Annotated in this window: 12 protein-coding genes; 5 read left to right on the forward strand and 7 right to left on the reverse strand. The window is 50.0% G+C overall.

The features are described from left to right. Positions 1 to 12: 12 nt before the first annotated feature. The 5 genes from lhgO to QEN31_RS05380 all read right to left on the reverse strand — a co-directional run bounded on the left by lhgO (position 13) and on the right by QEN31_RS05380 (position 5,535). Complete coding sequence (gene lhgO, locus QEN31_RS05360) at positions 13 to 1,281, reverse strand: L-2-hydroxyglutarate oxidase (RefSeq protein WP_000271907.1); 1,269 nt, start codon at positions 1,279 to 1,281, stop codon at positions 13 to 15. A 25-nt stretch (positions 1,282 to 1,306) separates the two neighbouring features. Beyond that, the gene (glaH, locus tag QEN31_RS05365) at positions 1,307 to 2,284 is read right to left on the reverse strand and encodes a glutarate dioxygenase GlaH (protein ID WP_000993096.1); all 978 of its coding nucleotides are present in this window, start codon (positions 2,282 to 2,284) and stop codon (positions 1,307 to 1,309) included. Between the two features lie 302 nt (positions 2,285 to 2,586). Next, positions 2,587 to 4,101 carry a tripartite tricarboxylate transporter permease gene (locus QEN31_RS05370; protein WP_000382035.1) on the reverse strand — a complete coding sequence of 505 codons (1,515 nt, stop codon included), beginning with the start codon at positions 4,099 to 4,101 and terminating at the stop codon, positions 2,587 to 2,589. 10 nt (positions 4,102 to 4,111) lie between these two features. Beyond that, positions 4,112 to 4,546: a tripartite tricarboxylate transporter TctB family protein gene (locus QEN31_RS05375; RefSeq protein ID WP_001574835.1), complete on the reverse strand. Its 435-nt coding sequence runs from the start codon at positions 4,544 to 4,546 to the stop codon at positions 4,112 to 4,114. An 11-nt stretch (positions 4,547 to 4,557) separates the two neighbouring features. Next, complete coding sequence (locus QEN31_RS05380; protein WP_000744413.1) at positions 4,558 to 5,535, reverse strand: Bug family tripartite tricarboxylate transporter substrate binding protein; 978 nt, start codon at positions 5,533 to 5,535, stop codon at positions 4,558 to 4,560. Between the two features lie 154 nt (positions 5,536 to 5,689). Between QEN31_RS05380 and tctD the strand changes: the two genes are divergently transcribed. From tctD to QEN31_RS05395, 3 genes are all read left to right on the forward strand, one after another. Beyond that, a complete protein-coding gene (tctD, locus tag QEN31_RS05385; protein ID WP_001237934.1) occupies positions 5,690 to 6,364 on the forward strand; it encodes a transcriptional regulator TctD in 675 nt (224 codons plus the stop codon). Further along, the gene (locus tag QEN31_RS05390) at positions 6,351 to 7,766 is read left to right on the forward strand and encodes a sensor histidine kinase (protein WP_000872348.1); all 1,416 of its coding nucleotides are present in this window, start codon (positions 6,351 to 6,353) and stop codon (positions 7,764 to 7,766) included. The genes tctD and QEN31_RS05390 overlap by 14 nt, the downstream gene beginning before the upstream one ends. Before the next feature lie 132 nt (positions 7,767 to 7,898). Further along, a complete protein-coding gene (locus QEN31_RS05395) occupies positions 7,899 to 8,912 on the forward strand; it encodes a HoxN/HupN/NixA family nickel/cobalt transporter (RefSeq protein WP_001059352.1) in 1,014 nt (337 codons plus the stop codon). A 721-nt stretch (positions 8,913 to 9,633) separates the two neighbouring features. Here QEN31_RS05395 and QEN31_RS05400 read toward each other — a convergent pair. Both QEN31_RS05400 and QEN31_RS05405 read right to left on the reverse strand, forming a co-directional pair. Continuing rightward, positions 9,634 to 10,530 carry an antimicrobial resistance protein Mig-14 gene (locus QEN31_RS05400; protein WP_000701506.1) on the reverse strand — a complete coding sequence of 299 codons (897 nt, stop codon included), beginning with the start codon at positions 10,528 to 10,530 and terminating at the stop codon, positions 9,634 to 9,636. A gap of 292 nt (positions 10,531 to 10,822) precedes the next feature. Beyond that, positions 10,823 to 11,752: a VirK family antimicrobial peptide resistance protein gene (locus QEN31_RS05405; protein ID WP_000178733.1), complete on the reverse strand. Its 930-nt coding sequence runs from the start codon at positions 11,750 to 11,752 to the stop codon at positions 10,823 to 10,825. Between the two features lie 518 nt (positions 11,753 to 12,270). On the opposite strand from QEN31_RS05405, the gene pipB2 reads away from it, so the two are divergent. Beyond that, a complete protein-coding gene (gene pipB2 / locus QEN31_RS05410) occupies positions 12,271 to 13,323 on the forward strand; it encodes an SPI-2 type III secretion system effector PipB2 (protein ID WP_001738474.1) in 1,053 nt (350 codons plus the stop codon). A gap of 174 nt (positions 13,324 to 13,497) precedes the next feature. Then, positions 13,498 to 13,830: a hypothetical protein gene (locus tag QEN31_RS05415; protein WP_014343883.1), complete on the forward strand. Its 333-nt coding sequence runs from the start codon at positions 13,498 to 13,500 to the stop codon at positions 13,828 to 13,830. Positions 13,831 to 14,273: the final 443 nt, after the last annotated feature.

A 14,273-nucleotide genomic window follows, 5' to 3' on the forward strand; every position in this document is an offset into this window, starting at 1 on the left:
CTGTCTGAAGGGTTAACGGGTAAATGCGGCGTGTAATGCGTCCACGCTGCGTGCCGCACGCAGCGTACGTCCGGGGTTGCTCTGGCTTGCGCGTAGCGCCTGAACTTTGCTGACGATATGCGCGCCGATAGGTATCGCGGATGTCGCCGCCGGGGAGGGGGCGTTACAGGTGTGAATGGAACGCGGCGTTGTGACAAACAGAAAATCATCAATCAGTTTGCCGTCCGGTGAAACCGCCTGCGCCCGCACGCCTGCCGGCCAGGGCTGGAGATCGTTGACGGTCAGGCTGGGGCAATACTTTTGTACTCGCCGCAAATAGCCGCTTTTGCACAGCGAGTTTTTCATCTCGCCCAGTCCGGAAAGCAGATGGTTTTGCAGTACGCGGCGAATGCCGGCGGAGCGGAAAATCTCCAGGGTGTCGGTGAAGGAAACGTCGCGCTTACGGTAGCCTTCGCGTTTAAGCGCCAGCACCGCATTCGGCCCGACCGTAACGCTGCCGTCGATCATGCGGGTAAGATGGACGCCGAGAAACGGCATTGCCGGATCGGGGATCGGGTAGATCAAATGGTTAACGATCCGGTTGTGTCGCGGGGCCAGACGAAAGTACTCGCCGCGGAAAGGGCAGATAATAAAACCGGGCTCCACGCCCAGCATTTTGACCAGCCGATCCGCCATCAGTCCTGCACAGCCGATAAGCGTAGCGGTTTCTATTTCCCGACCTTGCGAGGTGCGAATGACAACGCCAGCGGCATGTTCTGTTAGCGCGCTGACCTCGGCATGGTAGATGATCTCGCCGCCTTTGGCCTGAAAGCGGTTCGCCATGGCCGTCGCGACATCGCGATAGCTGACAATCCCGCTGGAAGGGACAAAAATCCCGCCCAGGCCAATGATATTGGGTTCGCGTTCACGCAGCTCCGCCGCGCTTAACCACTCGCGCTCTAAGCCGTTGGCCGCCGTCCGCTCCCATAGCGCGCGCATCCGCGCCATTTCCAGCTCCGAGGTGGCGACCAACATTTTGCCGCAGGTGTCGTAGCGGATGTTGTTTTGATCGCAAAAGGTTTTGGTCGCCTGATTGCCTGCCAGACAAAACTGCGCTTTGAGGCTGCCGGGCGTGTAGTACACCCCGGCATGGATCACGCCGCTGTTATGCCCGGTCTGGTGGCAGGCTGGCGCGGACTCTTTTTCCAGCAACGCGATGCGCGCATCCGGGTAGACATCAATAAGTTGCATGGCGGTCGACATGCCGATAATGCCGCCGCCGATAATCACAAAATCATACATCCGCGTAATTCCTTCGCCGTGGCGCTTATTGGTGAGTTTGATAATGGCTGGCGGCGTAGGCGAAGTAACCGCGCTGGCGCATCAGTTCGCGACGCAAGTCAGGATGCGGCGTAAAACGATCGCGTCCATGTAGCCAGAACAGATTGTTAATCAACAGGAATTTGCCGACCGGTACCGGTACGGAGAGGATGTTTTGACTGGTTTCCAGCGCGTCTGAAAGCTCGCTGAGCCAGACGCCTTCTTCAAAGTCTTTTGGCTGGACGAACTGGTCGATATAACGCATGACCGGGCGGCCTTGTTGGTCGACATCAAACACCGGGTGCCAGACGTCATGGCTAACATTTTTGCTTGGCGGCGCCGCCCAGCGCATGACGCGACGCGCCAGCGGATGGGTAAAAAACGACTCCAGATGTTCCCAGTCATCAAGGTGCAGCAACAGCGAATTACCGCCTTCCATATTCTGTTCGTCGATTTTCATCATCAGCACGTAGTCGGTCACCTCCTCAACATAGGTACCGTCATTGTGCAGTTCCATTACGCGGTGGGGCTGGCGCAGATAACTGTCGGAGTTGTCGACGTTTTTGACCACGAAACGCGCGTAGTACTGGCCGCTCATCGCATCGTAGTTGGAGCGACCAATAAGATGCGCCACCGCCGTCGCCAGTTTGACCATCTCTTCTGCCTGTGCGACATCATCGATCCCTTCGGCGCTGATCAACAGCGCGCCTTGTGCACGGTTGAGGAGCGTTTTGATCAACAGCGGTTGTAGCTGATTGCCGCACAGATCGTCGAGGATCTTGCCGATTTTAAAACGTAAGAAAGATTTGTATTCCAGCGCCTGCACCGGCCACTGCGCAACCTGATGAAGAAATTGTTTTGTGGTATCCGCCGTAAACGTTAACGCCAGCAGGCGCGGCGACTGCGCCGAAGGGGCAAGGGTGAAACCAGTATGGCGTTGGGCTAAATCATCTGTGTTCGCTTTTACGGCAGTCAGTGCATTCATCAGAATCATTCCTCTCGGTAGATGGTCAGGGAGACATGGCGATGCTCATTTCGTAGCCATAAATTAAAAATATCGACATTTTCCAGGAACGCGTATGAAATAACCGCTTTTGTTTAATTATTGTGATCAAAAACAACAAATATTTAACAATGCAAAGGGTGAGGTTAACGGCGCCACGAGCCTGACAACGGCAAGAAGGGGTGTAAAATGAGAGCGTTATGGGGAAAGTGATGCTGGCGGGGTTGCCCGGCCTGACACATGAGCGCGTAGGCCGGACAAGTACAACGTATTTCAGCAGTCAATTAACCGGCGTCAACCTGCGGTTTACGGCTGTGTTTACGGAGCAGACGTAACACTGGCGGTACGACAATGACCATGATCGCCATGATCAGCAGGGCTTTGGCAACGCCGCTTTGCCACAAAATCGCCATATTGCCGTTACTGATGGAGAGTGCGCGACGCAGGTTCTGCTCCAGCATTTCCCCCAGTACGAACCCCAGGATCAGCGGTGACATGGGGAAGTGCATTTTACGTAAAATGTACCCTAACACGCCGAGCGCGACCATCAGCACCAGATCGAAGGTGGTGCTGTGTACCGCATACACCCCTACCGCCGATACGGCAGCGATGGCGGGTACCAGGAACCACAGCGGAATGGTGAGCATACGGGTGAACAGACCGATCAACGGGATATTCATGATCAGCAGCATCACGTTCGCAATCAGCAGCGCAGCGATGAGTCCCCAGACGATATCCGGCTGTTCGGTGAACATCGCCGGGCCTGGCGTGATGTTGTACAGCGTCAGCGCCCCCATCATCACTGCCGTAGTGCCGGAACCGGGAACGCCCAGCGTCAGCATCGGGATGAAGGAGCCGCAGGCAGAGGCGTTGTTTGCCGCCTCCGGCGCCGCGACGCCGCGAATATCCCCTTTGCCGAAGCTATCGCTGTTGCCGCTGAGTTTTTTCTCGGTCATATAGGTAATGGCGCTGGCAATGGTCGCCCCGGCGCCGGGCAATACGCCGACAAAAAAGCCGATTACCGAAGAACGCAGGGTGGTGCCGATACACTGCGCGCCTTCTTTCAGGTTGAACAACATTCGACCCGTTTTGCGGACCATTGTTTGCCCGCTGCTGGTATGTTCCAGCATTAAAAGTATTTCTGATACCGAGAACAGGCCGATCACCACGACGATAAACTGTACGCCGTCGGAAAGATGAACGCTGTCAAAGGTAAAGCGATAAACCCCGGTGTTGGCGTCCACGCCGACGGTCGCAAGGCCAAGACCGATCAGCGCTGCCAGAAATGATTTAAGCGGGTTTTGCGCCATCATGCTGCCAAGACAGGCGATGGCAAAAACCATTAAGGCGAAATATTCCGCCGGCCCAAAGGCCAGCGACCATTGCGCCAGTAAAGGGGCGAACAGAATGATGCCGCCGATAGCGATTAATGAACCGAAAAATGAGCTGACTGCGGAAATCGACAGCGCTACGCCGCCTTTCCCTTGCTGCGCCATCGGGTAACCGTCCAGCGCCGTCATGATCGCCGCCGCATCGCCGGGGACGTTGAGCAATATGGAGGAGATCCTGCCGCCATACTCACAGCCAATGTACACCGTCGCCAGCAGAATTAGCGCCGACTCCGCAGGCAGATGCAACGCAAAGGCCAGCGGCAGTAAGATTGCCACGCCGTTGATCGGTCCCAGACCCGGCAGCAGACCGACGATCGTGCCCACGAAGCAGCCAATCAACGCGATAACCAGGTTTTCCGGCGTCATCGCCACCGCAAAGCCCTGAGAAAGATATATCCAGGTATCCATCGTTGCTCCGTTAACTCAGCCAGGCGCCGAGAGGTAAGGTGACATCAAGCAGCCGGTCAAAGGCATACCACAGCAGAATGCCCAATACCGCGCCGGAGATACCCGCCGCCGGAATCGTGGCGCCGAACAGCATCCCGATAACCATGGTGAGAAGCGCGGTGGCGATGGGAAAACCCAGCCATTCGAATCCCCAGGCATACATCAACAGGATGATGATCATGGTAATTAGCTTTTGCAGAACATGGCGGCGCGGCCAGCTCACCGTGTCGGGATGGCGCAATAACAGCGCCAGCGCGCAGAGCGCCATCAGGCCGATAATCCCCAGCGGAAAAGGGCGGGGGCCGACGGGTTCATAGCTGTATTCGCTTTGGATCTGCCAGGCGATGAATAGCCCGGCGATACAGAGCAACAGCCAGATACCCGCAAAGATACGATCGCTCATCATTGCCTCCGCGATTATTTCGCGAGTCCGAAGGCTTTCGCCTGTTCACGGTAATCAGTAACCTGTTTTTTCACGTAGTCATCGAGCTGCTGGCCGGTCATGTCGAACTCAAACAGGCCGCGCAGATCGCGCTGCTTTTTAAACTCGTCGGTTTGCTGGAGCTTCTTGAAGGTATCCACCCACCACTGGTAATCGGCATCGCTGACTTTGGGCCCGACGTAGAAGCCGCGAATAATCGGCCACACCAGGTCGTAGCCCTGTTCTTTAGCGGTAGGGATATTGGCAAGCTGGCCCGGCAGACGATTTTCTGAAAAGACGGCAAGCACGCGGATTTTGTCGCCGCCCAGATAAGGCACCATTTCACTGAGATCGCCGGAGACAACCTGAACATGGTTGCCCATTAATGCCGTCACCGGCTCGCCGCCGCCCTCAAAGGCAACGTAGCGCATCTTGTGCGGGTCGACGTTCGCCTTTTGCGCCAGCAATGCCGACTTCATCCAGTCCTGGCTGCCAATAGAGGCGCCAGCGCCAATGACCACGCTGTTGGGATCTTTTTCCATCGCCGTCATCAGATCTTTCAGCGTTTTCCACGGAGAATCCGCACGCACGGCGATCATGCCGTAATCAGTGCCCACGCTTGCCAGCCAGCGCACATCATCCACGCCGTAGCGACCAAATTTCCCCTGCGACAGGTTGAGCAGCGAACCGCCGGAAAAGGCGACCACAGTCCCGGGTTCGCCAGGGCGTTGGGCGACTATCGCGTTATAGGCCACAGCGCCGACGCCGCCGGGCATATACGTTACCCGCATGGGTTTCTCGATAGCGCCAGTCTCCAGCAAACTCACCTGAATCAGCTTACAGGTGAGGTCGAAACCGCCGCCAGGTTTGGCTGGCGCGATACATTCCGTTCGCGACGGCGCCTCCTGCGCCAGAACAGAGGTACTCATTAATAAAATGCTTGCAGTAAGGGTACGAAGTAATTGTTTTTTCATTTTTTATCCTCACGCCGGACGTCCGGATTTTTCAGGTTCGGAAGAAGATTTTTGTGATTATGTGAGCCGACATGTAGCAGTTCGGTTGCGTGATTGTTAAAACAATAACCTTTCAATTCCCTTTCAATGCGGCAGAAACTTTACAGGATGTGATATGCGTCTCTTATTGGCAGAAGATAACCGTGAGCTGGCTCACTGGCTGGAGAAAGCGCTGGTGCAAAACGGCTTTGCCGTGGACTGCGTATTTGACGGCCTGGCGGCTGACCATCTTCTGCACAGTGAAATGTACGCGCTGGCGGTGCTGGATATCAATATGCCGGGAATGGATGGACTGGAGGTGGTGCAACGGCTGCGTAAACGCGGTCAGACCTTGCCCGTTTTGCTGCTCACGGCGCGAAGCGCGGTGGCGGATCGCGTAAAAGGTCTCAACGTCGGCGCGGATGACTATCTGCCGAAACCCTTTGAACTGGAAGAGCTGGATGCCCGTTTACGGGCCTTGCTCCGACGCAGCGCTGGGCAGGTTCATGAAGTTCAGCAACTGGGGGAATTGATCTTTCATGATGAAGGGTATTTTCTGTTACAGGGGCAGCCGTTAGCGCTGACGCCGCGTGAGCAGGCGCTCTTAACCGTATTGATGTACCGACGAACGCGACCAGTTTCGCGTCAGCAGCTTTTTGAACAGGTGTTCAGCCTGAACGATGAGGTAAGCCCTGAAAGCATTGAACTTTATATTCATCGACTGCGTAAAAAACTTCAGGGAAGCGATGTACGAATTACGACGCTGCGCGGCCTGGGTTATGTGCTGGAGCGCGGCGATGAAGTGGGTTAAGCCGCAATCGTTGTACCTGCAACTCTTACTGTTCCTGGGGTTGCCGCTGATTCTGCTATGGGGGCTGTCGGCGTTTAACAGTTATGTCAATGCGCTACAGGCCGCCACTCAGGCTTATGATCGTACGTTGCTCTCCTCGGCGCGAACGGTATCGGAACGGCTGGTGGTGCGCAATAACCATCTGGAAGTTAACGTGCCCTGGGTGGTGCTGGATAGCTTCGAGCTTAATATGAATGATCGACTCTATTACAAAGTCGTCGACCCTTCCGGAAAGGTCATTTCCGGTTATGACGATCTGCCCGTCATGCCGCCCGCTACGCCCCGTACCCGGCTTTATCCGGCGCTGGCGTGGTTCTATCATACCGAGTATCGCGGCGAGGCGATCCGCGTGGCGCGTTTGCTACAGCCGGTCAACGAAGGCGGCATTATCGGCATGGCGGAGATTTATGTCGCAGAGACGCTGCAGTCCCGTCGTTATCTGGCGGGCCAACTGCTGTTCTCTTCCTGGATCTCACAGGGTCTGCTGGTGTTGCTGACCCTGGTGCTGGTTGGCTGGTTATTACGCCGGATCCTGCGCCCTATGCGTCAACTTTCGTCATTAATGGTACGCCGCGAACCGGGTCTGTTAACGCCGCTGCCGGAACTGCTGCCGTGGTCGGAAACACGCTTGTTAATCGTGGCGTTTAATCGCTACATTGACAGGCTCCGCGGCATCCTCTCCCGGCAGGAACGCTTTAGCGCCGATGCTTCTCACCAGTTAAAAACGCCGCTGGCGGTGTTAAAAACGCAGGCGGCGGTGGCGTTAGCCAGCCAGCACCCTCATCACTGGTACGAAAGTCTGCAGGCGATGAGCGTAACGCTGGATAGCACCATTCAGCTCACGGAAAGATTGTTGCAACTTTCTGCGGTAAAGCATAAAGAGCAGGGCGAGCGGCGTTTTTCCCCGGTGAATCTGTACGATATCGTACAGAGCGGCTGTTTTACCCGTCTGGCGCAGGCGCGCAGTAAACATATCGACCTGGGCTACGAAGGCGAACAGGAAGCGATGTGGATCGAGGGGGATGAGGTACTGCTTAGCGAGCTATGCGGAAACTTGCTGGATAATGCGCTGAAATACACGCCTGAGCAAGGCATCGTCACCGCGCGGCTTGAACGGGATGGCGATGCCGTGACGCTGGTTGTCGAAGATAGCGGTCCCGGCATCGATGATGAACACATCCATCTGGCGCTACAGCCGTTCCACCGGCTCGATAACGTAGGAAATGTGGCCGGGGCGGGCATTGGTCTGGCTTTGGTCAATGATATCGCACGCCTGCACCGTACTCATCCCCATTTTTCCCGTAGCGAAGCGTTGGGAGGGTTATACGTTCGGATACGCTTTTTAAGCCTTGTTCCGCAGTAATGCGGACAAATGTGTCAGCGGTAAAGCACGTTTACAAAAAGTCGCATCTTGAGGTGTGACGTTTTAATCAAATGATCATACATTCCCCCTACAAACCGTAGCGTTAATTAAAAATATAGTGGGTGCAGGGGCATGAATAATCATACTAAACGACGGGGAATAGCATTAACCGTCTTTCTTGTCGGGGTTAACATCCTGGCCTGGATTTGGGCGTTCTGTGTTTTTCATCACCATGCCGTCATGCTAAGCGCAGCCATACTGGCGTATAGCTTTGGGCTGCGTCATGCGGTTGATGCCGATCATATCGCAGCCATCGATACCGTCACCCGTAAACTGATGCAGCAGGGTAAAACGCCTTTAGGCGTGGGGGCGTTTTTTTCATTGGGTCATTCGACCATTGTCGTTCTGGCATGTCTGGCGATTGTTGTGACGTCGATGGCATTTCGCGATCGTATTGATGTTTTGCATCAATATGGTTCGTTGATTGGTACGGCTGTTTCCGCTTTTTTTCTGCTGGCGATGGCCCTGCTTAACCTGTTTATTTTGTTCAACGTCTGGCGGCAATTTCGCTCGGTTACCCGCGGCGAGTCAGTGAGGGCGCATGACGAGGCGATACCTGGCGGGCTGATGACGCGTATATTTCAGCGTACGTTTCGTTTGGTCACTTCCAGTTGGCATATGTATTTTGTCGGTTTTCTGTTTGGTCTGGGATTTGATACCGCAACCGAGGTTGGGTTGCTGGGCATTTCCGCTTCAGCAGCTAACCAGGGGCTATCTCTCTGGTCAATGATGATTTTTCCTGTGCTGTTTACCGCCGGGATGGCGCTGGTAGATTCCCTGGATAACTTTGTCATGGTCGGCGCTTACGGTTGGGCTTTCTCGCATCCATTACGTAAGCTTTATTATAATATGACCATTACCGCCGCATCCGTCATTGTCGCGCTGGCGATTGGCGGGCTTGAGGCGCTGGGGTTGATTGATGATGCGTTACAGTTAAGCGGAACATTTTGGCAGACCGTCAGCACGCTTAACGATCATATGGGGAATGTGGGCTTCTGGGTAGTGGGTGCTTTTGTGCTATTCTGGCTGCTCTCGGTGTTGAATTATCGCTGGCGCGGCTATGATAAAATCACCCTCAATACCTGATTGATTTCTTTAAAAATAGCATTTCGGCAGTGGTGTCATATCATTGCCGAAGCATTTTATCTCCTGAGAGTATATTCTTCCCGGTAAGTGCGTTATTTTTCATGCTTGCCTTTCGTTATCAATTTAAGCAATCCGATATAACATACAATACCAAAAATAATAATAACAGTTGTATACCCAAGAATCAGCCAGTCTGCATGTGTCATAATATAATCCAGTTATCAGGTATCCCGTGTTAAGGCGATCTTTAAGCCTGTTGTCAGCAAGAACCACTGTACCCGTTCAGTGCTGTTGGCAATAACGTATTGTTTATGCACAAGAGCGTTGTTACAAATAACGTATACATTGAGCATAGACCCCACCCGCATTTTTGTAATGCCATAAAGCAAGGCTACTCCTTTAATCTACTGACGGTATGCCAGGCCAGAAGAGATAAAAGGGTAGTTGTCATCATCATCTGTTCCTGACGCCAGGTTAATGACACACACATATGAAAATGTATAACCGCTGCACGCTTTTTAGCACGTTATCTGTAACATACCGTGTTAATCAATTCCATAAAACCGAGTATAGTGTAAGTGAATTTCGAGTAATTGTCATTATGATTATATGGTGGTTAACTTATTTTTTAAATTCTGATTAAATTTTCGTTTTTTATCAGTTCATCAGGATTTATGAAAAATCTGGACGTAAAAAACATATTTACGTCCAGGCTTTCTTTTTAGCAAATCGATTTTCCGGTAAAATAGGGGGTCGACCACATGCGCTTATATTCCCATTCAGGCTTTAGTATGCCGATGGAAAAAAGCAATTTTTTTTGTCTTTCCTGGCAGTAATGTCTGGCACGGCTAATATTTAGCCACATTAGTATGCTGCCGGGACTGAGTGGCCTGCACTCATTTTTAATTGCACCATTAGATACGTCAAAGTAGATGTTCATCTGGCTTTCAGATTTCAGTACAATATCAAATGCACAGGGTATCCCTTCAATATAAAGAATATGCCCAAACAGAAGGTGATGCAGTTGACTAAAAAAGTTGGCAAGGTTATCAGCGGGATAGCAGGATGAAGTATTGCCGAAACGAGACCGAAATAACTCGATAAAAATATGAGTCAGTTCATCAGAAGAACAATCAGCAACGCTTTTTACACTTCCGCCTTTTTTAAGAAACCGCTGATATTCATTACGGCGTGTTTTTTCAAACTTAGAAGAGAACGTTTCTTTGACCAGACAATTTTGTTTCTTTCTGGCGAGTTTCCATATGGCATTGCGTATTTGTGGCTGATGCAACGCCGAAAGTCGGTTAGTACGATCGGGCAAGAAGCAGCGTAAATCTGGCGCCATCGGAATAAGTATCTCATCTGAAGATAGCGGGAAGGTTCTGCGCGTCAGGATACCAATATTCTGATCATTACAGATAAAGTAGGCGCCTTTAATCTTATCATCTTCTTTATAGTGGAAGAATTTAAAATGCCAGTTATAGCGCTTCATGAAATAATCCACAATATCTGGGTGCATATTGATACTACCGCCGTATTGCGTAAACACCTCCCGGTATAGGGAAAAGGAAGACGGTTGCCAGCGGGTTAATATACGCTTAACTTCTTGTATTTTCACCAAAACTCCTGACTTAGCTTACTGAAAATGCTATTTTGTATTATTTTTTTGCTTAACCAAATAAAAATGTGACAAATGTTTAGCTTGTATTTAATGGTTAACATGCTAATCGATGACGTTATGGTGAAGGGAATAAGATTAAGATGTTGATCATAACATGAGTGAAAGCGACGGTTTAATGCCGCGCTATTCACTCGCAAGCCATTCTGTATTTAACCATCCAGTAGCGATACAGATTTCAAAAGATCCGCTGAACGGTAGCAGGATCTGCACATCCGCGTATGAAATAGTTCTACCGGGAGAGGCTGTTGACCTCTTGTATTATTGTATCCAGAATATGATAGCGTTTCCGATACTCTGCGCGTTTTTTGCTGGGGATACTTTCAGGCGCTTTACGCATCACCTGTGATGGCAGATGATATAAGGCACCTTTCTTAACGCCGTTTAGCGACTCCCAGAATTCACTATAGCTGGCCACAAAAGTTTTTTTCTTCTGGAATAAGTACCGGAGTTGACGATAAACATGGTTGTTTTCACTGACCGCATAAATCTCGTCGACATTACAGGCCTGCATCAATGTCGCAAATGCTTCATACAGCATCCGTTTAGGAAAGAGACCGTAACAATCTTTGGTGGCGTTACGTATGACTTGTGGGCCGATATGTTTACTGGGCCCTTGTAACCCGGCAACCAGCGCTATTTGCTTCCCTTCATGGCGGATAAAGGAAAATGATAAACGTGCCAACGGCGTATCATTGAAGCACAGCGTTAATGTCAGTTCACCTTCTCTGTCATAGCCACAGGGACCGCAGTAGATATCTACCAGAGCACCGTTTTTTCCTTCCAGGTGAGCGAGTAAGATTTGTTCCTCGGACAGGAGGATCTTTTTAATTTTACTTTCCGGAAAGGACTGAACGAACTGGTAGTGTTCCAGAATAGCTTTTGCCCGGCAACGTATGCTAAGCCCGGTATACAAATAGGGCCGCTGGATTTTTGCCGGCAACAGTGGACGATGAATAATCAGCGTTCTGGGCTGAGACAGATGGCATAATTCATTGAAGTATTTAATTGTCGTTACGGGGTTAATAAGGCAACGTAATAAAAATTTATAGCGAAACTTACGCTCTCCCCAGCGTTTATGGCGATAAGGCGTCTGCGCCATGACTTCTTTTAACATTAATAATGGATTATATCTTTCCATATCACTTTGCTGCATCGTCATACTACGGCTCTACTACTCGATAGACTTATAACCGAGACGGTAGCCTGATTGAGTTAAACGTAAAGGCAACGAAGAAGGTCTGTACAGACGATGTTGTTAAACAGTTTATCAATGGCGGTAATAAAATGCCTGAACACGCTTTTTAATAGGTTTTCTGCTAATGAGTGGGATGAGTCCAGAACGTAGTATTAAAACGAATGCCGTGTTTATTATTTTAAATGATGTTATATACTCTAAATAATTCGAGTTGCAGGAAGGCGGCAAGCGAGCGAATCCCCAGGAGCTTACTAAAGTAAGTGACTGGGGTGAGGGAACGCGGCCGCAGCACATGCAACTTGAAGTATGACGAGTATAAGCCAATATATTTATTTGGCTGCTATTGTGTAAGCCAGACAGCAACGCGTCGTGATACGTTATTATGTAACCAGACGTAAAGGGGGTATTCACCTTATCTCTAAATGCAAATCTATATGATAAATTTTATCATGCACTGTGTTGCTGTCTCTGGGAGAAAATATATGGAGCGTTCACTCGATAGTCTGGCTGGTATGGCTAAATCTGCTTTTGGCGCGGGGACTTCTGCTGCTATGCGGCAAGCTACCTCGCCCAAAACCATTCTGGAATATATCATTAACTTTTTTACCTGTGGTGGGATACGTCGGAGAAATGAAACACAATATCAGGAATTGATAGAGACTATGGCTGAGACATTGAAAAGTACAATGCCTGACAGAGGTGCTCCGTTGCCAGAAAACATCATCCTGGATGATATGGATGGGTGTCGTGTCGAATTTAATCTTCCTGGTGAGAATAACGAAGCTGGACAAGTTATTGTACGAGTCAGTAAAGGCGACCATTCTGAGACAAGAGAAATTCCGCTTGCCTCTTTTGAAAAAATATGCCGAGCTTTACTATTCAGATGCGAATTTTCTCTCCCTCAGGATTCTGTAATATTAACTGCCCAGGGAGGCATGAATCTTAAAGGCGCTGTCCTTACCGGAGCAAATCTGACGTCAGAAAATTTATGTGACGCAGACTTAAGCGGCGCAAATTTAGAGGGGGCAGTGCTGTTTATGGCGGATTGTGAAGGTGCAAATTTTAAGGGCGCAAATCTATCGGGAACATCACTAGGCGACAGTAATTTCAAGAACGCCTGTCTGGAAGATAGCATTATGTGTGGCGCTACCCTCGATCACGCTAATCTTACTGGCGCCAATTTACAACACGCGAGTCTGTTAGGCTGTAGCATGATAGAATGTAATTGCTCCGGTGCAAATATGGATCACACTAATCTTTCAGGCGCAACCCTTATACGTGCTGATATGAGCGGTGCGACATTACAGGGTGCTACTATAATGGCTGCAATTATGGAAGGCGCTGTCTTAACCCGGGCAAACCTGCGAAAGGCGAGTTTCATTTCTACGAACCTGGACGGGGCTGATTTGGCTGAGGCTAATTTAAACAATACCTGTTTTAAAGATTGTACACTAACCGATTTGCGTACTGAAGACGCCACAATGTCTACAAGCACACAAACACTCTTTAACGAATTTTATAGTGAAAATATTTAGCCCTTTTTGACGTAAATCTGAAATAAAAGCAATGTAAGAATAACAATCTGCTACTGAATAGTAGCTGAGAGTAAATTATTTACAGTATCTTTTATTATTACAGGAGTATGCGACGGTAAAAATATCTGAATAACCATTCCTATTTTCTCAAGTAGAACTTCCAACTAAAGCGAATTGTTTGAAAAGGAAAACGCTATGCCTGGATGTATAAGTGCCTGTTCGTGCGTTGTCAGCTCGACGCCTCCCGATCCTAAGGCCCCCCCTAAGCCTAAGTGGATAGAGTTAAAAGGTTATTGTGTTACATGTACTAGTCAGGAGGATATTCGTCCACCTAAAGAGGGTGAACCAAAGCAAAAAATGACACCCAGGGATTTAGTGCTGTTACGCGGTCTTTTAAAAGACCTGGGGGTAACACAAAATCCCTGGCAAGACCCGACAGTAAAACCCAATAACTGTGGGTTGCCATATTTTCCAGTAGTTCCTGGAGAACGAGAAACTGATGTTTGATGGTTTTCTGTCTGCAAAGCGCCTGATAAATATTACCAGGCGCTTTGTATGTTGGTGCCAACATCACTTTCATCATCAAATATCGAATGGCTACAATCGTATCCGATCCCGCCATTACCCAGACGGAAAGTCGCTGGCAAACTGTAAGAATGGTTCGCCGTCGGCAGGGAAGCGGCGGTGAACCCTGAACCGTGCTATACCATCTTACCTGGGTGTTTCTTGTGATTAACGATCTGAAAAATAGTTTTATTTTATCTATTTCTGTTTTGTAAAACCTCCGTTCAGTAGGCGCATTCTGCCCCCCTTCCCGGATTTACTGGCAAAGCGGAGCCCGGACAGAGAGTCATATTGCAAAATCCCGTTTCCGTTTTTTTATTACCAGATTTTTGTGGTCGAAAGATTGCCTTTTCCTTAATTGAATGATAATTATTATCATTAGCATA

The sequence above is a fragment of the Salmonella sp. SA15303 genome, from assembly GCF_029962125.1.
Taxonomy (GTDB): domain Bacteria; phylum Pseudomonadota; class Gammaproteobacteria; order Enterobacterales; family Enterobacteriaceae; genus Salmonella; species Salmonella enterica.

What these genes read in the sequence shown, in the direction of transcription:
- QEN31_RS05375 (WP_001574835.1), bottom strand. Translation starts at nt 4,546, where the DNA reads ATGATGAGCGATCGTATCTTTGCGGGTATCTGGCTGTTGCTCTGTATC.
- lhgO (WP_000271907.1), bottom strand. Translation starts at nt 1,281, where the DNA reads ATGTATGATTTTGTGATTATCGGCGGCGGCATTATCGGCATGTCGACC.
- tctD (WP_001237934.1), top strand. Translation starts at nt 5,690, where the DNA reads ATGCGTCTCTTATTGGCAGAAGATAACCGTGAGCTGGCTCACTGGCTG.
- QEN31_RS05405 (WP_000178733.1), bottom strand. Translation starts at nt 11,752, where the DNA reads ATGACGATGCAGCAAAGTGATATGGAAAGATATAATCCATTATTAATG.
- QEN31_RS05380 (WP_000744413.1), bottom strand. Translation starts at nt 5,535, where the DNA reads ATGAAAAAACAATTACTTCGTACCCTTACTGCAAGCATTTTATTAATG.
- QEN31_RS05370 (WP_000382035.1), bottom strand. Translation starts at nt 4,101, where the DNA reads ATGGATACCTGGATATATCTTTCTCAGGGCTTTGCGGTGGCGATGACG.
- pipB2 (WP_001738474.1), top strand. Translation starts at nt 12,271, where the DNA reads ATGGAGCGTTCACTCGATAGTCTGGCTGGTATGGCTAAATCTGCTTTT.
- QEN31_RS05395 (WP_001059352.1), top strand. Translation starts at nt 7,899, where the DNA reads ATGAATAATCATACTAAACGACGGGGAATAGCATTAACCGTCTTTCTT.
- QEN31_RS05390 (WP_000872348.1), top strand. Translation starts at nt 6,351, where the DNA reads ATGAAGTGGGTTAAGCCGCAATCGTTGTACCTGCAACTCTTACTGTTC.
- glaH (WP_000993096.1), bottom strand. Translation starts at nt 2,284, where the DNA reads ATGAATGCACTGACTGCCGTAAAAGCGAACACAGATGATTTAGCCCAA.